18 protein-coding genes and 1 riboswitch are annotated in these 19,868 nt (G+C 67.6%); of the genes, 15 read left to right on the top strand and 3 right to left on the bottom strand.

Annotated features, from left to right (window positions below; all coding sequences use genetic code 11):
- Window positions 1-37: 37 nt before the first annotated feature.
- Window positions 38-237: riboswitch (cobalamin riboswitch) on the top strand.
- Window positions 238-400: 163 nt separating this feature from the next.
- Genes CDI09_RS13350 through cobJ form a run of 7 tightly spaced genes read left to right on the top strand, consistent with a single transcriptional unit; the run spans window position 401 to window position 8,578 of the window.
- Window positions 401-790 (top strand): DUF1636 domain-containing protein, encoded by a 390-nt coding sequence (locus CDI09_RS13350; protein ID WP_078527909.1) that lies wholly within the window; start codon window positions 401-403, stop codon window positions 788-790.
- Window positions 791-795: 5 nt separating this feature from the next.
- Window positions 796-1,848, top strand: a complete 1,053-nt coding sequence (cobW, locus tag CDI09_RS13345; protein WP_078525795.1) for a cobalamin biosynthesis protein CobW — start codon at window positions 796-798, stop codon at window positions 1,846-1,848.
- A 26-nt stretch (window positions 1,849-1,874) separates the two neighbouring features.
- Window positions 1,875-5,240, top strand: a complete 3,366-nt coding sequence (cobN, locus tag CDI09_RS13340; RefSeq protein WP_078525794.1) for a cobaltochelatase subunit CobN — start codon at window positions 1,875-1,877, stop codon at window positions 5,238-5,240.
- A complete protein-coding gene (cobG, locus tag CDI09_RS13335; RefSeq protein ID WP_078525793.1) occupies window positions 5,237-6,460 on the top strand; it encodes a precorrin-3B synthase in 1,224 nt (407 codons plus the stop codon). The genes cobN and cobG overlap by 4 nt, the downstream gene beginning before the upstream one ends.
- Window positions 6,457-7,098: a precorrin-8X methylmutase gene (locus CDI09_RS13330; RefSeq protein ID WP_078525792.1), complete on the top strand. Its 642-nt coding sequence runs from the start codon at window positions 6,457-6,459 to the stop codon at window positions 7,096-7,098. Before cobG ends, CDI09_RS13330 begins: the two co-directional genes overlap by 4 nt.
- Window positions 7,095-7,820 (top strand): precorrin-2 C(20)-methyltransferase, encoded by a 726-nt coding sequence (locus tag CDI09_RS13325; protein WP_078525791.1) that lies wholly within the window; start codon window positions 7,095-7,097, stop codon window positions 7,818-7,820. The genes CDI09_RS13330 and CDI09_RS13325 overlap by 4 nt, the downstream gene beginning before the upstream one ends.
- Window positions 7,817-8,578, top strand: a complete 762-nt coding sequence (cobJ, locus tag CDI09_RS13320) for a precorrin-3B C(17)-methyltransferase (RefSeq protein ID WP_078525790.1) — start codon at window positions 7,817-7,819, stop codon at window positions 8,576-8,578. The genes CDI09_RS13325 and cobJ overlap by 4 nt, the downstream gene beginning before the upstream one ends.
- Before the next feature lie 82 nt (window positions 8,579-8,660).
- Here cobJ and CDI09_RS13315 read toward each other — a convergent pair whose 3' ends face one another.
- The gene (locus tag CDI09_RS13315; RefSeq protein WP_078525788.1) at window positions 8,661-9,440 is read right to left on the bottom strand and encodes a cobalt-precorrin-6A reductase; all 780 of its coding nucleotides are present in this window, start codon (window positions 9,438-9,440) and stop codon (window positions 8,661-8,663) included.
- Between the two features lie 32 nt (window positions 9,441-9,472).
- Between CDI09_RS13315 and cbiE the strand changes: the two genes are divergently transcribed.
- From cbiE to cobM, 3 genes are read left to right on the top strand one after another with little or no spacing between them, the layout of a single operon-like run.
- A complete protein-coding gene (gene cbiE, locus CDI09_RS13310; protein WP_078525786.1) occupies window positions 9,473-10,711 on the top strand; it encodes a precorrin-6y C5,15-methyltransferase (decarboxylating) subunit CbiE in 1,239 nt (412 codons plus the stop codon).
- The gene (locus CDI09_RS13305) at window positions 10,708-11,082 is read left to right on the top strand and encodes a cobalamin biosynthesis protein (protein WP_078525784.1); all 375 of its coding nucleotides are present in this window, start codon (window positions 10,708-10,710) and stop codon (window positions 11,080-11,082) included. Before cbiE ends, CDI09_RS13305 begins: the two co-directional genes overlap by 4 nt.
- The gene (cobM, locus tag CDI09_RS13300) at window positions 11,079-11,831 is read left to right on the top strand and encodes a precorrin-4 C(11)-methyltransferase (protein WP_078525782.1); all 753 of its coding nucleotides are present in this window, start codon (window positions 11,079-11,081) and stop codon (window positions 11,829-11,831) included. The genes CDI09_RS13305 and cobM overlap by 4 nt, the downstream gene beginning before the upstream one ends.
- A gap of 59 nt (window positions 11,832-11,890) precedes the next feature.
- On the opposite strand, the gene CDI09_RS13295 is transcribed toward cobM, so the two are convergent.
- Window positions 11,891-12,982, bottom strand: coding sequence for a cobalt-precorrin-5B (C(1))-methyltransferase (locus tag CDI09_RS13295; protein ID WP_078525780.1), 1,092 nt, complete (start codon window positions 12,980-12,982; stop codon window positions 11,891-11,893).
- 70 nt (window positions 12,983-13,052) lie between these two features.
- On the opposite strand from CDI09_RS13295, the gene CDI09_RS13290 reads away from it, so the two are divergent.
- A complete protein-coding gene (locus CDI09_RS13290) occupies window positions 13,053-14,378 on the top strand; it encodes a cobyrinate a,c-diamide synthase (RefSeq protein WP_236944674.1) in 1,326 nt (441 codons plus the stop codon).
- Window positions 14,379-14,449: 71 nt separating this feature from the next.
- On the opposite strand, the gene CDI09_RS13285 is transcribed toward CDI09_RS13290, so the two are convergent.
- Window positions 14,450-15,349 carry a hypothetical protein gene (locus CDI09_RS13285; protein ID WP_146220881.1) on the bottom strand — a complete coding sequence of 300 codons (900 nt, stop codon included), beginning with the start codon at window positions 15,347-15,349 and terminating at the stop codon, window positions 14,450-14,452.
- Between the two features lie 180 nt (window positions 15,350-15,529).
- Here CDI09_RS13285 and CDI09_RS13280 point away from each other — a divergent pair, with 180 nt between their 5' ends.
- The 4 genes from CDI09_RS13280 to CDI09_RS13265 all read left to right on the top strand — a co-directional run.
- A complete protein-coding gene (locus CDI09_RS13280) occupies window positions 15,530-15,778 on the top strand; it encodes a FeoA family protein (RefSeq protein WP_078525774.1) in 249 nt (82 codons plus the stop codon).
- A complete protein-coding gene (feoB, locus tag CDI09_RS13275; RefSeq protein ID WP_110571353.1) occupies window positions 15,775-17,610 on the top strand; it encodes a ferrous iron transport protein B in 1,836 nt (611 codons plus the stop codon). The genes CDI09_RS13280 and feoB overlap by 4 nt, the downstream gene beginning before the upstream one ends.
- Window positions 17,610-17,861 carry a DUF6587 family protein gene (locus CDI09_RS13270; RefSeq protein ID WP_078525771.1) on the top strand — a complete coding sequence of 84 codons (252 nt, stop codon included), beginning with the start codon at window positions 17,610-17,612 and terminating at the stop codon, window positions 17,859-17,861. Before feoB ends, CDI09_RS13270 begins: the two co-directional genes overlap by 1 nt.
- A gap of 303 nt (window positions 17,862-18,164) precedes the next feature.
- A partial coding sequence (locus CDI09_RS13265) for a diguanylate cyclase domain-containing protein (protein WP_110571352.1) occupies window positions 18,165-19,868 on the top strand: 1,704 nt, incomplete at its 3' end.

The following is a 19,868-nucleotide window of genomic DNA, read 5'->3' as shown; positions in this document are numbered from 1 at the left end:
TTGACAGCGCGGGCCGCAATCGGCTAGATCCGCCCCTGATGGTTCCCCCACAGGGAGAATAGGGAAGACGGTGCGCCTGATGGCAATTCCGTCGCTGCCCCCGCAACTGTAGGTGGTCGAATCCGGCCCGGTGCCTGCACCGGTCCCGCCACTGGTCCCGTAGGGGCCGGGAAGGCCGCCGGATAATGAGGGTGTGGCCCGCCACGCCCTTCGCCACAAGCCAGGAGACCTGCCATCCCCGCCCGTGCGGGATAAGATGACCGTATTCGATCGCATGGCCGGCGGGGTGCCCGGCACGCGACTGGCCACCACCTGGTGCTTTGCCGCCGGGCGGGGCATGACCGCGCACCCCGCTTTTTGTGCTGCCCGCGCGGCAGCGCCGCGAAAGGGCACGGACCAGATGACGACCTCTCCCCAGCCACACCTCCCTGCCGTGCACCTGCATGTGTGCGTGACCTGCCGCCGGGGCCTGCCCGCATCGGATAACCCGCAGGGCCGCCAGCTGCATGATGCCATGCACGCACTGGCCGAAGGCAACCCCGACATTGTGGTGCATGAGGTCGCCTGCCTTGCCGCGTGCAACGATGGCTGCACCGCCGTTATCGCAACACCGGGCAAATGGGGTTGGCTGCTGGCCAATCTCGGCCCGGAAAAGGCCGATGACCTGCTGACCTATATCGAAGCATACGCCGCATCGGCCAAAGGCACCGTCATGCCCTCGCGCAGGCCCGCAAGCCTGTCGGACATGGTGCGCGGCCGTTTTCCCGCATCCCTCTTTTCCGGAGTCTGAGTGCCATGAACACCGCCGCCACGGCTCGCGCCAAGGTACCCGTTACCGTCATCACCGGCTTTCTGGGCGCGGGCAAGACCACGCTCCTGCGCCACGTGCTGGCCAATGCGAAGGGAAAGCGCATTGCCATCGTGGTCAATGAATTCGGCACGCTGGGCATTGATGGCGACACGCTGCGCGCCTGCGGCGTGGAAGGCTGCACGGACGAAGATATCGTCGAGCTGACCAATGGCTGCCTGTGCTGCACCGTGGCCGATGATTTCCTGCCCACCATGGAAGCCCTGCTCGACCGCGCGACCCCGCCCGACCATATCGTGATCGAGACCTCCGGCCTCGCCCTGCCCAAGCCGCTGCTCAAGGCCTTTGGCTGGCCCACCATCCGCACGCGCATGACGGTCGATGGCGTGGTGACCGTGGTTGATGGCCCCGCCGTGGAAGCCGGCCGCTTTGCCGATGACCCCGAGGAAGTCGCCCGCCAGCAGGCCGCCGACCCCTCGCTCGACCACGACAATCCGCTTGCCGAGGTGTACGAGGACCAGCTCCTGTGCGCCGATCTCGTGGTGCTCAACAAGACCGATCTCATGACACCCGCGCAGGCCGATGCGGTCGAGGCCGCGATCCGCGCCGAGATTCCCCGCGCGGTCAAGGTGGTGCGCGCCACCGACGGGCAGGTTGACCCCGCCGTGCTGCTCGGCCTCGATGCGGCAGCGGAAGACGACCTTGCCGCCCGCCCCTCCCACCACGATGCCGAGGGCGGCGAGCACGAGCATGATGATTTCGAGAGCTTCGTGCTGCCCATCCCCGAGCAGGACAGCGTGGAAGGCTTCATCGCGCGGCTGAAGAAACTGGCCGATCAGCACGACATCCTGCGCATGAAGGGCTACGCCACCGTGCGCGGCAAGGCCATGCGGCTGGCCGTGCAGGGCGTTGGCAGCCGCTTTCGCCACCAGTTTGACCAGCCCGTGCCCAAGGATGGCCCGCGCACCGGCAACCTTGTGGTCATCGGCCAGAAGGGGCTGGACCAGGCTGCCATTACGGCAGCACTGGCACAGGGCTAGACGCCGGGCAGACGGGGGAGCGCATCATGCACCTGCTGGCACGCGAGGTCCGCACGCTTGACGAGGCCGATCAGGCCGAGGATCTCGGCCATGCCCCGGCTGATATCGTGTTCCTGTCCTTTTCGGACAGTGACCTGCTGTGCCTCAACGCGGCCCATGCCGCAGGGGCTGCCCCCGATGCCAGCCTGCGCACCGCAACGCTGTCCCGCCTGCGCCACCCCATGTCGATCGACCTGTACGTAGCCGACACCATCATGGAGTCGCGCTGCGTGGTGGCGCGGCTGCTCGGCGGGCTGGAATACTGGCGCTACGGAGTGGAGGAACTCGGTCGTGCCTGCCAGCAGGCAGACATTCCGCTGGTGCTGCTGGCAGGCGACGGGCGCGATGATCCGCGCCTTGCCGCCCTGTCCACCGTGCCCGACGCCATCCGCACACGGCTCGACACCCTGCTGCGCACCGGCGGGGCCGTCAACACCGCCACCGCCCTGCGGCTCATGGCCCATATTGCCGGGCGCGGGCCGGATGACGGCGCAGGCCCCGAGCCGTTACCGCCCGCGGGCGTGCTGCATGCGGCCAGCCCTGCCCTGCGCTACCGCGCCATGGTGGTGTTCTACCGCGCCCACCTGCTGGCCGCCGACATCGCCCCCATCACGGCGCTGGCCGCTGAACTGGAACAGCACGGCATGGGGGCGGAGCTTGTTTATGTCACGTCCCTCAAGAACCCGGAGTCAGCGGCTTTTGTCGCGGCACGGCTGGCGGATGCGCCCCCGGATGTCATCATAAACGCCACCTTCTTTTCTGCCCGCGCAGGGGTGGACGGCCTCTCTCCGCTGGATGTGGCGGGCGTGCCGGTATTGCAGGTGCAGCAGCCGGGCATTGCCCACGGCCTGTGGCGCGACAGCGTGCGCGGCCTGTCGCAGGCGGACCTGGCCATGCAGGTGGTGCTGCCCGAACTCGATGGCCGTATGCCCGCCTTCCCCATTTCCTTCAAGGAGGAGACCACCCCCGGCCTGCCTGGCCGCCATGCGCCTTACGCCGATGGCATTGCCCTGACCGCCGCCCGCGCACTGGGCTGGGCGCGGCTGGGGCATGAACCGCCTGGCCAGCGCCGGGTCGGCATCATCCTGTCCGACTATCCCGGCGCGCAGGGTGCGCCCACCGGGCAGGCTGCCCATGCCGTGGGGCTGGACAGTTTTGCAAGCCTTGAACACATCCTGACCCTGCTGCACGGCGCAGGCTACGACACGGGTGATACGCCAACGGCGGACGCACTGGTGCATGCGCTGGCCCGCGCGCGCGCCACGCCCTTCGTATCGGTGGCAACCTACCGCCAGTGGCTTGAAGCCCTGCCGCAGGCCCTGCGCGACCAGCTTGCCGCCTGCTGGGGCGCGCCGGAGGATGATCCCGCCGTGCGTGATGGCCGGTTCCACCTGCGCCACCTGCACGCAGGCCGCATCCTGATGGCGCTGCAACCCGACCGGGGCATCACGACCGACCGCCACGGCGGCTACCATGACCCCGACACCCCGCCGCGCCATGCCTATGTGGCCTTCTACCTGTGGCTGCGCCATGGCTGCGGGCTTGATGCCATGGTGCACCTGGGCACGCATGGCACGCTCGAATGGCTGCCGGGCAAGGCGGCAGCCCCTTCGGCTGACTGCTGGCCCCCGGTGCTGGTGGGGGGGCTGCCGGTCATCTATCCCTTCATCGTCAACAACCCCGGCGAGGCGGCGGCCGCGCGGCGCAGGCTGGGGGCGGTGACCATCGGCCACATGACGCCACCCATCGTGCCGGTCAGCAGCACCGGCGCCGATACGGGCGAACTCGAACGCCTGATTGATGAATATGCCGCCGCCGACGGGCTTGACCGCAGGCGGGGCGCCATCCTGCGTGGCGAGATCCTGCAACGCGCGGATGATCTTGGCCTGCTTGATGAAGGCGGCATTGCCCGCGCCGATAACGAGGATGAAGCCCTCGCCCGACTCGATGCCTATCTGTGCGATGTAAAAGACCTCCAGATCCGTGACGGGCTGCATGTCTTTGGCCGTCCCCCCACCCGCACGGCGGAACTGGCCGACGCCATTGCGCGTGCCTGCGGCGAAAACGCGCCCACCGATCTGCCCGCCCGCCTGCATGCCTGCGGCGCGGCGGAAGGTGATGCCCTGCTTGCCGCCCTTGACGGGCGGTTCGTGCCCGCGGGGCCTGCGGGTGCGCCCACCCGTGGCCGCGCCGACGTACTGCCCACGGGGCGCAACCTGTACGCCATGGACCCCCGCGCCATCCCCACCCGCTCGGCACTGGTGCTGGCCGAGCGCACGGCGGCGCTGGTGCTGGAGGAACACCTGCAGGATCAGGGCGAACCGCTGCGCGCGCTGGTGATCGACCTGTGGGGTTCGGCCAGCCTGCGCACCGGCGGCGAGGATCTCGCCCTCGCCCTGCTGCTGATGGGCGTAAGGCCGGTATGGGATAATGCCTCGGGGCGCGTCAGCGGCATCGAGGTCATGCCCATGGCGGTGCTCGACCGCCCGCGCGTGGATGTGACACTGCGCCTGTCTGGGCTGTTCCGCGATGCCTTCCCCGGCCAGATCGCCCTGTTCGAGCAGGCGGTGCAGGCCGTTGCCGCCCGCACGTTCGAAGCCCCAGACCTCAACCCGCTGGCCACCAGCACCAAGGGGCTTGAAGGCGCCGCACTGCACACCGCAACCGCCCGCATGTTTGGCGCCGCCCCCGGCAGTTACGGCACGGGGGTGGAAGATGTGCTGGCCAGTGGCGACTGGCAGGCGCGCGACGGGCTGGGGCAGGCATGGCTTGATGGCTCGGCCTGGACCTATGGCGGCGGGCGCGAGGGCCAGCAGGCGCCAGACATTCTGGCCGGGCGCATGGCGCAGGCGGGCGTGCTGCTGCATGTGCAGGACCATGCCGAGACCGACATCCTCGAAAGCGTGGACATGGCCACACATGAAGGCGGCATGGCGGCGGCCGCCCACCTGCTGGGCAATGCGCCACGCCTCGTGCATGGCGATACAAGCCGCCCCGAGGCTCCCCGCCTGCGCGGCACAGCGCAGGAGGTCGCCCGCGTGGTGCGCGGGCGGCTGGCCAACCCGGCCTGGCTTGCGGGCATGCGCCGCCACGGCTACCGGGGGGCGGCCGAGATCGCGCGCGGCGTGGAAGCGCTGCACGGCTTTGCCGCCACCGTGCCCGCGCGCTTCGACCGGCAGTTCGACCTCGCCTTCAGCCGCCTGCTCGATGATCCGGAAATGGACGCCTTCCTCCTCGCAGCCAACCCCGATGCCCATACCGCGATCCGCCGCCTCATGGCCGATGCCCTGCGCCGCGACCTGTGGCGGCCACGCAGCAACAGTGCTGGCATGCTGCTGGACTCCGCGCCATGACCACACCCCCCGCCGTGCGCGGCTGGTGCCCCGGCCTGCACACCCCCATGGAGGCCGCTGATGGCTGGCTGGTGCGCGTGCGCCCGCCGCTGGGCCGCCTGTCCGCTCCACAGGGCCGCCTTGTAGCCCGCGCCGCCCGCACGCATGGCAACGGGCTGATTGAACTGACCAGCCGGGGCAACCTGCAACTGCGTGGCCTGACACCGGACAGCGCCCGCGCCTTTGCCCATGACATGGCCGAAGCGGGTCTCGCCAGCACCGACGCCGCAACCGAGGCCCGGCGCAGCCTGCTGCTCTCGCCTCTTGCAGGCATCGACCCGCAGGCCGCCCCCGATGCCCCCGCCATCATCCACGCGCTTGATGCCGCCCTTGCCCGAGCCAGTACCCTGCGCGGCCTGCCCGCCAAGTTCGTCATTGCGGTAGAATGCGGGGGATATGTGCCCGCAGGCACGCTACGGGCTGATATTGTGGTGCGCGCGCAGGGCGCTGGCTGGCTGGTGGCGTGCGGCGCGCGCGCCCTGCCCTGCCCGGCTGCTGCCATCACCCCTACGGTGCTGGCGCTGGCACACGCATTGGCGGCCTGCGGTAGCCGCCCCCTGCGCGACCCGGCCCTTGGCACGCAGGCCTTTGACCGCCTTGGCCTGCTTGAGGCAACACGGGCAGCCCCCTCCGCCGTGCGCAATACCCCCTGCCTCGCAGGTGCGCTGCCCGGCCACGCCATGGGTGCCGTACTACCTCCCGGCCCGATGGATGCCGACCTGCTCGGCGCCATGGCGCAGTGGAGCGTGCAGGCGGGCAACGGCCACATGCGCGTAGCCCCCCTGCGCGCGATCGTATTTGAAGACTGCGCCACGCAGCCACCCCTGCCCGGCCTGATCACGCATGCGGATGACCCACGCCTGCGCATCAGCGCATGCATCGGCGCGCGCGGCTGTGGCTGTGCCGCGCGGGACGTGCTTGCCGATGCCCGGACCCTGGCCCCGGACCTGCCCGCCCACGCCACGCTGCACGTATCAGGCTGCCCCAAGGGCTGCGCCCATCCCGCACCGGCTGACATCACGCTGGTGGCACAAGTGGATGGCTATGGCCTGTGCCCGCATGGCCGGGCGGATGAGACGCCTGTAGACAACGGGCTTTCACTGGCACAGATACAGCACATCGTGCGGGACTGGCCCCGCAACCTGACCACGCCACGGAACGGGAGAACCCAACCGGCATGACCGCGCAAACGGAACCGTACGACTACATTCACGACGGGGCGGCGATCTATGCCCGTTCCTTTGCCATCATCCGTGAAGAAGCCGACCTTGGCGGCCTGACCGAGGCCGAAGCCCGCGTGGTGGTGCGCATCATCCACGCCTGCGGCATGGTGGATGTGGCGAAAGCCGTGCGCATGTCGCCCGATTTCGTGGCCAGCGCACAGGCGGCCCTGCGGGCGGGCAAGCCCATATTGTGCGATGCCAACATGGTCGCCCACGGTGTCACCCGCGCGCGCCTGCCTGCCGAGAACCCGGTCATCTGCACCCTGCGCGACCCGCGCACGCCCGAGATTGCAAGGCGCATCGGCAATACCCGCTCGGCCGCCGCAATGGATCTGTGGGGCGCGGAGCTGGCCGGCGCCGTCGTGGCCATTGGCAATGCGCCGACTGCCCTGTTTCACCTGCTGGAGATGATCCGCGCGGGCGCGCCCCGCCCGGCCGCCGTGATTGGCATGCCGGTGGGCTTTGTCGGTGCCGCCGAATCGAAGGAGGCGCTGGCCGAATTCGGTGACCTGCCCTTCATCATCGTGCGCGGCAGGCTGGGTGGCAGCGCCATGGCGGCGGCTACCGTCAACGCGCTGGCGAGTGACACGGAATGAGTGCGGGCCGCCTGTCCATCCTCGGCATGGGGCCGGGTGATCCCGAACTCATGACCATCAAGGCCGCACGCCTGCTGCGTGAAAGCCCGGTCGTAGGCTGGTTCTGCCGCCATGACCGCCCCGGCCACGCCCGCCAGATCGCAGGCGACATGATTGGCCCCGATGCCACCACGCTGCGCTTCGCCTACCCCTTCACCACCGAGATTTCGGTCAGCGACCCGGCCTATCTGGTGCGCATGGGCCAGTTCTATGATGAATGCGCGGCACAGGTCGCAACACATCTCGAGGCTGGTCACGACGTGGCGCTTTTGTGCGAAGGCGACCCGTTCCTGTTCGGCTCGGCGATGTATGTGTTCGACCGGCTGCATGAGCGCTTCGAGAGCACCATCGTGCCCGGCATCACCGCCATGAGCGGCTGCTGGTCGGCCGCCCAGCGGCCCATGGTGCATGGTGATGACGTGCTGTGCGTCATCCCCGGCACGCTGGATGAGGACGCGCTGGTGGCATGGCTGGAAAAAGCCGATGCCGCCGTCATCATGAAGCTGGGCCGCAACCTTGAAAAAGTGCGCACCGCCCTGCGCCGCACGGGGCGCGAGGCGCGCGCGATCTATGTGGAACGCGCCAGCCAGCCCGCCCAGCGCTGCCTGAAACTGACCGAGATGACGGGGCCTGCCCCCTATTTCTCCATCATCCTCGTGCCGGGCCGGGAGGATGCGCGATGACTGGCCGCATCTTTGTCGTGGGCCTCGGCCCCGGTGCGCCGGAACAGCGCACGCCGCAGGCTGATGCCGCACTGGCGCAGGCGACCGATCTGATTGGCTACGCCCCCTATGTAGCCCGCGTGCAGGCCGGGCCGGAGGTGGTACGCCATGCCAGTGACAACCGCGTGGAGCTTGAACGCGCCCGGCATGCCATTGAGCTTGCCCTTGCGGGGCGGGTGGTTGCGGTCGTGTCGGGTGGCGATGCGGGCGTGTTTGGCATGGCGAGTGCGGTGTTCGAGGCGATTGACCACGGCCCCGCCGCATGGCGTGGGGTGGAGGTGACGGTCATTCCCGGTGTCTCGGCCGTGCTGGCCGCCGCCGCCCGGCTGGGCGCGCCGCTCGGCGGGGATTTCTGCGTCATTTCGCTGTCTGACAACCTCAAGCCGCAGGCGGTCGTGCACAAAAGGCTGGCGGCGGCGGCGGAAGCCGGGCTGGTGATGGCGCTGTACAATCCGCGCTCGAAAGCCCGCCCGCACCAGTTGGGCGAGGCGTTCGACCTGCTGCGCACCATCCTGCCCGGCACCGTGCCGGTTGCCTTTGCGCGCGCCATTGGCCGCCCCGATGAGCGCGTGATCCTGACCGATATTGCCCATGCCGACCCCGAACAGGTGGATATGAGCACGCTGGTGCTGATCGGCTGCCCGCTCACGCACACCATCGCGCGCGCGAACGGGGAAAAATGGCTCTACACCGCGCGGCGGGTGGATGAGGTGGAATAAAAGTTTTTGGGTGCCGCCCTTTTTTCAAAAAAGCGGTGTTCTTCTGAAGCTTTTTGAAAAAGCTTCACCAAAAACTTCTTTTTTATTTACAGGATTTTTTGTGAGCAGGCTTTCCATGCAACCCCGACAGGCTTTCCAGCCATGCCATGGCGGCGGCGGCATCCGGTACGGTCTGCGCCGGGGCCACGGATGGCCGCTCGACCATGATCACGCCAAGGCCCAGCCTGCGGGCCGCCGCAAGCTTGGCCTGTGTTGCCGTGCCGCCGGAATTCTTGGTCACGATCACATCAATGCGTTCCCGGCGCAAAAGCGCTTCCTCACCCGCCTCATCAAACGGACCACGGGCCAGCAGCAGCCGCGTGCCTGCGGGCAGCAGGGCCGGATCAGGCGCATCCACGCAGCGCAGCAGCCAGTCATGCGGGCCTGCGTGGTGGAAGGGCAGCAGGTCCTTGCGCCCCACGGTCAGCAGCACACGGCGGGGCGTTACGCCCAGCGCGCAGGCGGCAGCCTGCATGTCGGGCACACAGGTCCAGCAATCACCCGCAACAGGCGTCCAGCCGGGGCGTGCGATGCGCAGCAGCTTCACATGGGCCTGCGCGCAGGCGGCAACGGCGTGGTTGCTCATCTGCACGGCAAAGGGGTGGGTGGCGTCAATCACCGCCTCGATATGATGGGCCAGCAGCCAGTCGCGCAGGCCGTCAATACCGCCAAAGCCGCCAATGCGCACATCAAGCGCGGGCAGGACCGGCGCGCGGGTCGCCCCCGCGAGCGAAACGGTCACCGCAAAGCGGTCCGCGCGCTGCTCCAGTGCCACGTAAAGCTGGCGGGCCTCCGTCGTGCCGCCCAGAACCAGAACCCGCATCTTTTCCTTCCCGCCGCCTGTAAGGTCACACCATGAGCACGCCATGGCTGCATGTTATCGGCATTGGGGAGGGCGGTGTCGAGGCCCTGCCCGCCGCCACCCGCGCGCTGGTTGCGGGGGCGGAACTGGTGGTGGGTGGCGCGCGCCACCTCGCCCTCGCAGCACCGATAATAACAGGCCGCACGCTGGCCTGGCCGCACCCGCTGGCCGATGGCGTTGCCGAAGTGCTGCGCTGGCGCGGCAGGTATGTGTGCGTGCTGGCCTCGGGCGATCCGTTCCTGTTCGGCATTGGCACGACGCTGCGCCGCCATGTGGCACTGGCCGAGATGATGTGCCTGCCCGCGCCATCATGCGTGGCGCTGGCGTGCAACCTGCTGGGCTGGGCGGAGCAGGCGGTCAGCGTGCTCTCGCTGTGTGGCCGCCCGATGGAAGCCGTGGCCCCCGCCCTTCAGCCCGGTGGCAGGCTGGTCGTGCTCTCGGCGGATGAACACACGCCCCACGCCTTTGCCCGCTGGCTAAACGTGCGCGGTTTCGGGGCCTCGGTGCTGCATGTGCTGGGCGCGCTGGGTGGCCCGAACCAGAGCCACCATTCCGCCACGGTGGCCGAGACCGCGCGGGGTGAAAGGCCATTACCGCCCCGGCTGAACCTGATGGCGCTCGAAGTCGTGGCCGACCGGGATGCGCAGGTCATTCCCCTTGCCTGCGGCCTGCCTGATGACATGTTCGCCCATGACGGGCAGATCACCAAACGCGAGATTCGGGCCGTCACCCTCTCGGCGCTGGCGCCACAACGGGGCGAGATGCTGTGGGATATTGGCGGCGGCTCAGGCTCGATCAGCATTGAATGGATGCTGCGCCACCCGGCCAACCGCGCCATCGCCATTGAAAAATCAGCCGACCGCGGCGCGCGGATTGCCCGTAATGCGCTCAACCTTGGCGTGCCCGGCCTGCGCGTGATGGCGGGCGAGGCCCCTGCCATCCTGCCCCGCATGCAGGCCGAAGGGCTGGACGCGCCCGATGCCATCTTCATTGGCGGCGGCATCAGCAACCCCGGCATGCTGGAGGGCGCATGGCAGGCCCTGCGCCCCGGCGGCCGGCTGGTGGCCAATGCCGTAACGCTGGAAAGCGAGGCTGCGGTTATTGCCGCCCATGCCCGCTGGGGCGGCACGCTCACGCGGCTGCATGTGGAGCGGCTGGAGCCGATCGGGCGCTTTCACGGCTTTCGCCCCGGCATGACCGTGACCAGCTACCTCGTGAGCAAACCGGCATGATCGTGGCCGGTCTGGGCCTGCGCAGCGGGTGCGATGCGCAGGCGCTCATTGCCCTCGTGCTGGCCGCACAGCAACGCTGCGGCAGGCGGGCGGACCTTGTGGCCGTGCCCGCCTTCCGCTACCGCGAGGCCGGTGTGCAGGCAGCCGCCCGCCATCTGGGGCTGGGCCTGCGGGCCGTTACGCCAGATGAACTGCTGGCCGCCCAGCCCCGCTGCATGACCCGTTCCGCCCGGGCGCAGGCCGCCATAGGCGTGGCCTCGGTGGCGGAAGGCTGTGCGCTCGCAGTGGCAGGGCCGCACTCAAGGCTGATCGTGCCGCGCCTGACAGGCAGCGGTGCAACATGTGCCATGGCACAGGGAGAGGATGCATGACCGTACACTTCATTGGCGCAGGCCCCGGTGCCGCCGACCTGCTGACCCTACGCGGGCGCGACCTGCTGGCAAAATGCCCGGTGTGCCTGTACGCGGGTTCCATCGTGCCGACCGAAATGCTCGAACACTGCCCGCCCGATGCACGGCTGGTTGATACCGCACCGCTGACACTCGACCTGATCGAGCAGGAATATATCCGCGCCCATGCGGCGGGCCAGGATGTGGCGCGGCTGCATTCGGGCGATCTTTCGGTCTACAGCGCCGTGGCCGAGCAGATCCGCAGGCTCGACCGCAACAACATTCCATGGACCATGACCCCCGGCGTGCCCGCCTTTGCCGCAGCCGCCTCCGTGCTGGGCCGCGAACTGACCGTGCCGGAAGTAGCCCAGAGCGTGGTGCTGACGCGCGTGAGCGGCCGGGCCTCGGCCATGCCGGAGCGCGAGAAGCTGGCCGCCTTTGGCGCGACGGGGGCAACACTGGCCATCCATCTGGCCATTCATGTGCTCGACCAGATCGTAGCCGACCTCACCCCGTTCTATGGCGCGGACTGCCCCGTGGCCATCGTGGCGCGCGCCACATGGCCCGACCAGCTCGTGCTACGCGGCACGCTGGGCGACATTTGTGCAAAACTGGCCGAAAACCCCATCGAGCGCACGGCGCTGGTGCTGGTGGGCCGGGCGCTGGGCACGCATGATTTCCGTGAGAGCGCGCTGTATAACGCTGATTACCACCGCCGCTTCCGCTCCTGAAGCACGCGGCCCATACGGAACCAGGATGATAAACGTTTCTGGTGAAGCTTTTATAGTTTTCAGTCCGTAACCGGATGTGGCCCATGCCGGGCCACCAGCGTGCCCGCGCGGTCGAACAGCAGCACATCGAGCACGCATGGCGTGCCCGCCAGCACATCGCACGCTGTCTGCCATGCGCCATGCGCCACGGCAGGGCCAAGCGGGCAGCCAGCTTCGGCAGCCAGCGCGAAGGCGGATGCTACGGAATGGGTCTGCGCAATCGCCCCCACCAGCGCATCCGGCGCGCCAATGCCGCGCGCAAGGTCGGCCAGGCGGGTCATGTCCGCCTGCCCCCGGCGGGAATGCAGATCGAGGAACCCCTGCGCCAGCTTGGTCATCTTGGCCACGCCGCCACCAATGGTCATGCGCGGCACGGGGTGGCGGCGCAGGTATTTGAGCAGGCCACCGGCAAAATCGCCCATTTCCAGCATGGCTTCCTCGGGCAGGTCGTACAGCGCGCGGGTCGCGCGTTCTGACACGTCGCCCGTGCAGCCCGCCACATGCGGCAGGGCCAGCGCGCGCGCCACGTCCACGCCACGGTGGATGCTGTCGATCCACGCAGCACAGGAAAACGGCACCACAATGCCCGTCGTGCCCAGAATGGACAGGCCACCCACAATGCCCAGCCGGCCATTGAGCGTGTGCCGCGCCATCGCCTCTCCGCCCGCAATCGAGATGGTCACGTCCACATCCGCCTCGTGCCCGTCCGGGCCGGTCAGGGCCGTGCGGATCATGCGGCGGGGCACGGGGTTTATGGCAGGCTCGCCGGGCGGTATCGGCAGGCCCGGCAGGGTCACGGTGCCCACGCCGGGGCCTGCGCGAAACACCACGCCGCTACCCGGCGGGCTACGGCGCACATCCACGCGCACATGCGCGCCGTGGGTCACGTCGGGGTCATCACCCGCATCCTTCACTACCTCCGCCCACGCGCCATCCGGCCCAAGACCATGGGCCGCCAGCGCAAAGGCCACGCTCTGCCCGCCGGGCAGCGTGATGGTGACCGGGTCGGGAAAGCCGTGCCCGCACAGAGCTTCCCACGCGGCCTTTGCGGCGGCGGTGGCGCAGCTACCGGTCGTCCATCCCCGGCGCAGGGGGGTATGGGTACGCTCCATCGGGATGACCTTCTCGTCCAACAGGGGTAAGGGTGACATCGCTCGCCACGCTTTAGCAGGAACAGACATGATGACACGAGGGCTGATGATCGCCGCGCCGCGCTCGGGCGGTGGCAAGACCACGCTCACACTGGCCCTGCTGGCCGCCCTGCGCCGCAGGGGCGTGGCCGTGCGCGGCGCCAAGACCGGGCCGGACTATATCGACCCCGCCTTCCATGAAGCCCTGACCGGACGCACCAGCCTCAACCTTGATAGCTGGGCCATGCCCCCGCACCTGCTTGATGGCGTGATGGCACAGGCGCAGGCAGGTTGCGACGTGCTGCTGACCGAGGCCTCGATGGGCCTGTTCGACGGGTTGATGGAGCCTGCGGGCGCACGCGGGGCACCGGCGGATATTGCGGCCCGCTACGCCCTGCCCGTGTTGCTGGTGCTCGACATTTCAGGCCAGGGCCAGTCAGCCGCCGCCACCGCGCTGGGCTTTGCCACGCTGGACCCGGCGGTGAAAATCGCGGGCGTGATCCTCAACCGCGTCGGCTCTCCCCGCCATGCCGCCATGGCAACACAGGCCATGGAAGCCATCGGCCTGCCGGTGCTCGGCGCATTCGGGCGCGATACGCAGCTTGAACTGCCCGAGCGCCATCTGGGACTGGTGCAGGCCCGCGAGCATGGCGGCCTCGACGCGCTGGCCGAACGGCTGGCCACGCAGGCCGAGCGCGACCTTGACCTTGACGCCATACTGGCCTGTGCGGCTCCTCCGCGCCTGCCCGCATCCATCGGCAATCCGTGCGCGCTGCCGCCGCCGGGGCAGCGCATTGCGGTGGCGGATGATGCAGCATTCTCGTTCCTGTATGCCCACATCATCGCAGGCTGGCGGCAGGCCGGAGCGGAACTTCATCCGTTCTCCCCCCTTGCCGATGAAGGCCCGGCGGAAGGCTGCGATGCCTGTTGGCTGCCCGGCGGCTACCCCGAACTGCATGCGGGCCGCCTTGCCACGTGCAGGAATTTTCGCACCACACTGGCCCGTTTCGCCCACACCAGACCCGTGCATGGGGAATGCGGAGGCTTCATGGTGCTGGGCGAGAGCCTGACCGACAAAGCAGGCGAGACCCACCGCATGACCGGCCTGCTCGGCCATGCCACGTCCTTTGCCAAACGCCGCATGAACCTCGGCTACCGCAGCGCCACATTGCGCGAAGGCTGCGCCATAGGCCCTGCGGGCGCCGTGCTGCGCGGGCATGAATTCCACTATGCCACGGTAACCGATCCTGGCCCGGATGCGCCCCTTGCCGACATGACCGATGGCTATGGCGTGGACCGGGGCACGGGCGGGGCAAGGCGGGGGCATGTTTCGGGCACGTTCTTCCACGTGCTGTCCACGCCTGGAAATGCAGCCTGAAAGCGGGGCAGTCCGTTCTGAAGCTTTTATACTTTCAGGGTTTTACTGGATCTGCCTTTTCAAACTGTCTCTTATTCCTGACCGGCCATTTTTTGCTGCACACCCTCAACCGCAGCCCTGACCGAAAGCCGCGTCCAGCGCTGCTGCGCGATGATATGCACGATGTTGTCGCGCCCCTGCAGGCACAACGGCTCCGTGGAGGGCGGCAGGGCAAACGTGCCCACCCCGATGCATTCCGCACTGTCATGGCCAAGGCGCAGCACGGCGATACGGTCCGCCTCGGGCGCATACCCGCCCGCAAGCACCACCATCTCGCCTTCAATCGCAAGGGCGCGCGCGCCATCAATCGTATTGCGCCATGCGCGCGGCTTATGATCGCGCACGCAGGCCACGGGAAAACCGGAGTAAAAGGAACTCCACAGCACATTGCCCGCAAGGGTCATGGCGTAGCACTCATCAACCCCCATGCCTGAGGGCGGGGTGTCGTTCCAGGCCCATGATTTGCGGCCATCGGCATCAAACTGCACGATCCCCCCGGCTGAGACAGGCGGGTTGCCGTGCTCGTCCTCCGGGGCAAAGATACCCTGATCGTAATATCCCACCCACACGGTATGATCAGGCGCGCATTGCACGGCGCAAAAGTCTTCGCCCACATGCAGGCTGCCGTCTTCCTGTCCATCGGGTGTCACGCGCTGCACCTGCCCGGGGCGGGCGGGGTCATAAAACAGCCACCGGCCATCAGCCATGCGGTCAAGGCACCACCATGACGGATCACGCCCGGCAAGGCACAGGACTTCCGTTTCCGCCACGCCATCAAATACCGTAATGCGCATAGAAGCCTCGTTCCGCGCGATGGTGCGGCGGGTGGTGGCGATCGTGCCATCCATCAACACGACATGGCCCACATCCACCCACCTTTCCGGCGCGACAGGGAGCGGTACTGTATGGGCAAACGACATGAGTGAGGTCATGACGCCATTCTACGCGCGCCAGAAAGACGAACAATCACCCGCGTCCGGCCAACCCCTGCACTGCAAACATATCGGTACCAGAGATAACGCAGGTATCGGGGCAAACGTGATGGACAATATTCCCGGTAGTATTTAATAATAATTATTACTTACTTTTACCGTCCGGATTGTCTTTACCTTATGCGACTGAATGACCTGCCACGCGGAACCGACGCCGTGATCGACAGCGTTGATGATAACGGCAGCCCCGACCCCGTGGCCGCGCGCCTGCGTGAGCTGGGCTTCGTGCCGGGCGAGGCCGTGCGCATCGTGGCGACCGCGCCGCTGGGCGGCGACCCGCTGGCCGTGCGCATTGGCTTCACCCGCTTTGCCCTGCGCCGCACGGAAGCACAGCGCGTGCGTGTGCACGTGGCGAAAGAGGCGGCATGAACCCGCTCAACATCGCCCTGGTCGGCAACCCCAACTGTGGCAAGACCGCCCTGTTCAACCTGCTGACCGGCAGCCGGCAGAAAGTGGCCAACTATGCCGGCGCCACCGTGGAGCGCAAGGAAGGCTGGTTCACAACACCCGCGGGCCGCAACGTGCGCCTGCTCGACCTGCCCGGCGCCTACAGCCTCAACGCCACCAGCCCTGATGAGGCGGTGACGCGCGACGTCTGTGCCGGCACCTATCGCGGCGAGACCGCGCCCGACCTGCTGGTGTGCGTGGCCGATGCCACCAACCTGCGCCTGCACCTGCGCTTCGTGCTGGAAATGCGCAGCCTCGGCCGCCCCGTGGTGCTGGCGCTGAACATGATCGACGCGGCAACGCGCAACGGCATGGAGATCGACCTGCCGCGCCTGCGGGCGGAGCTGGGCATGCCCGTCGTGCCCACGGTGGGCATAAAGCGCAATGGCGCGCGCGACCTGCTGGCCGAGCTTGATGGCGTGCCGCCACCCGTGCCCACGCCCCTGCCGCCGGGCACCGACCTGCACGCCATGGTGCGCCAGATCCTGGCGGACTGCGTAACCCACGCCACCCCGCTGTCGGACCGGCTGGAGGAGCGGCTCGACCGCTGGGTGCTGCACCCGGTCTGGGGGCCGGTGATCCTGCTCGTGCTGCTGTTCCTCATGTTCCAGGCGGTATTTGCCTGGGCGCAGCCGCTCATGGATGGCATTGACGCGGGCATGGGCCTGCTGGGCGAGCAGGTGGGCCACCTGATGCCCGATGGCGTGCTACGCAGCCTGATCGTGGATGGCGTGATCGCGGGCGCGGGCAGCGTGGTGACCTTCCTGCCGCAGATCCTGATTCTGTTCCTGTGGATTCTTGCCCTTGAGGAATCAGGCTACCTGCCGCGCGCGGCCTTCCTGCTTGACCGGCTGATGTCGGTTGCGGGCCTGAGCGGGCGCTCGTTCATTCCGCTGCTCTCGAGCTTTGCCTGCGCGGTGCCGGGCATCATGGCCACCCGCACCATCCAGAACCCGCGCGACCGGCTGGTGACCATTCTCGTCGCCCCGCTCATGACCTGCTCGGCCCGGCTGCCGATCTACACGCTGCTGATCGGGGCGTTCATTCCGCACCGCAATGTCGCGGGTTTCATGAACCTGCAGGGGCTGGTGCTGTTCGGGCTTTACGCGCTGGGCATCGTATCCGCGCTGGTGGTGGCGCGCATCATGCGCTGGCGCAACCCCGACCGCCGCGAAGCCACCCTGCTGATGGAACTGCCCGCCTACCGCCTGCCCAACCCGCGCGACCTGGCACTGGGGCTGTGGGAGCGCGCGCGCATCTTCCTCATGCGCGTGGGCACCACCATCGTCTCGCTGACAGTGCTGCTGTGGGGCCTGTCCAGCTTTCCCAAGCCACCCGCGGGCGCCGTGGGCCCCGCCATTGACTGGAGCCTTGCCGGGCGCATCGGGCACATCATGCTGCCCGTCTTCGCGCCGCTGGGCTTCAACTGGCAGATCTGCGTGGCCCTCATTCCCGGCCTCGCCGCGCGTGAGGTGGCGGTAGGCGCGCTGGCCACGGTATATTCGCTCGGGTCAGGGACCGATACCGACCAGGCAGCCCTGCAGCTTGGCGGCATGCTGCCCACGCACTGGAGCCTGCCCACCGCACTTTCGCTGCTGGCATGGTATGTCTATGCCCCGCAATGCGTGGCAACCCTTGCGGTCATCCGGCGCGAGACCGGCTCATGGCGCGTGGTGGCGCTGACGGCGGGTTACCTGTTCGGCCTGGCTTACGCAGCAGCCTTCCTGACCTACCACATCGCGCGGATGCTCTGATGCACGCCGCGGGCTGGCTGCAGGCGCTGGTGGCGGCAGCGCTGGTCATGGCGTGCGCCGCCTACTGGCTGGGGCGGCTGTTCCCCCCGCTGGGGTACAAAGGCTGGCAGGCCACGGCAGGGCTGCTGCGTGGCCTCCATGCCCCGCAGGCCCTGATACGCCATGCCCGGACAAGGGCCCGCCCGCGCCCCAGGGGCGGATGTGGCAGTTGTTCGGGCTGCGCGGGCAACGACTGCGGCCCCAAAACCTGACATACATGAAATATGGCAATTTTGCGTGCGGGATGTGATGGATCAACCGCGCGGCGAATGCTATACGGGCCCGTCCATTACGGAAATTATTGAATACGGCCTTAATTCATATCAATGTGGTATAATGATTATCTTGAATAATATGTAATATGCCGATCATCATCTTATGATATTCCTGCGCCCGCCATGCGCTGTTCCCGCCCGGACAGCGCTGCGCCGCGCCCTGCATTTCAGGCCGCCTTATACTCCTGCCGCAGCCGCCCTGGCGGTGGCTGCCCCTTGTCCCTTTTGCGAGGTAACCCAATGTCAAAGCCCAACCTGAGCGCTGAAGTCCTGATTTCGGCACTGGAGCAGGCCATAGACGCAACCGTGATTATTGATGACAGGAATGAGGTCATCTTTTTCAATGAGGCAGCGTCGAACCTGTGGGGCCTCGACAAGCACGACGTGCTGGGCAAGAACGTGAACGTGCTGGTGCCCACGCTGCATCGGGGCGGGCATGACGCCTTTGTCGAGCGCAGCCGGGGCAGCGAACACAACCGCATTGTCGGTACCTCGCGCGAGGTGGAGTTCACCCGCTCGGACGGGGAATACATCTGCGGCGAGCTGTCGCTGTCCAAGGTCGTGACCGATGACGGGCGCATCTTCTTCATGGGCGTGATGAAGAATGTCACCAACGAAAGCCAGCAGCGCAAGATCCTGATCCTGCAGAACGACGTGCTGCAGGCGCTCGCCAGCGACATGATGATCCAGGACGTGGCCGACCTGCTGTGCCGCCGGGTGGAAAGCTTCGTGCCCGGCACGGTGGCCGTGCTCATGCTGATTACGCCAGACGGGCAGCTGCGCGTCCTGTCGAGCCCCACGCTGCCCAAGCGCTACCGTGCCTCGCTCGAGAGCCTGTATGTCTCGTCATCAGAACTCGAGAAGCTGCGCGTCGACCCCAAGCATGCCACCCGCATGGTGTGGGACAGCTACCGCTCGCTCGGCATCTCGCTCGGCCTGCAGCAGTGCTTCTGCACGCCCGTCAGCACGCGCTCGGGGCAGGTGAAGGGCATTTTCGCCCTCTATTCACGTGAGGATCAGGGCCGCAACACCTGGCCGCAGCGCATTGTTGATTCGTGCATTCCCTTCTGCGCGCTGGCCTTTGAGCAGAACGCGACGCAGGAGCATATCTCCCACCTCGCCAATTTTGACAGCCTGACCGGGCTGCTCAACCGCTCCTCGGTGCACAAGGTGATCGAGGGCATGATCAGCAAGCAGGATGGCAACCGGCAGTTCGCCATCTTCATGCTCGATATCGACCGCTTCCGCGATATCAACGATGCGCTCGGCCATGTCTATGCCGACCAGTTCCTTGTCGAGATCGCGAGCCGCATCCGCTCCATCGCCAAGGAGGATTACGTGCTCAGCCGCTCGGGCGGCGATGAGTTCGTGGTCGTGGTGCCCAACTGCCCGCACAAGGAAGCCACCGCGTTTGCCGAGCATCTGCTCGCCACCATGACCATGCCCATGCAGATCGGCCAGAACACGCTGACCATTTCATGCTCGATCGGCATCAGCACCTACCCCGATAACGGGCCGGACAGCGAATCCCTGCTCAGCACCGCCGATGTGGCGCTGCGCCAGGCGAAAGAAGACGGGCGCGGCATCTTCCGCTTCGCCAACCTCGAAAAGAACCAGGTGGCGCAGGACCGGCTGGTGCTTGGCTCGGCGCTGCGTGATTCGCTGGCCAAGGGCATGCTCAACCTGCACTATCAGCCGCAGGTGCGCACCCATACGCTTGAGCTCAGCGGCGTCGAGGCCCTGTCACGCTGGCATCACCCGCACCTGGGCAACATCTTCCCCTCGCGCTTCATCGCCGTGGCGGAAGAAACCGGCCAGATCGAGGCCATTGGCCGCTGGTCGCTGCTCGAGGCCTGCCGCCAGATCGTGAAATGGGACCGCGACGGCGTGCATGTGCCCACCGTGGCCGTGAACCTGTCTGCCGTGCATTTCCGCAACCGCGCG

It is taken from the genome of Komagataeibacter nataicola (genome assembly GCF_003207795.1).
Lineage (GTDB): Bacteria > Pseudomonadota > Alphaproteobacteria > Acetobacterales > Acetobacteraceae > Komagataeibacter > Komagataeibacter nataicola.
Note: the sequence above shows the minus strand (reverse complement) of the source record. Positions and strands in the feature narration are given on the sequence as shown.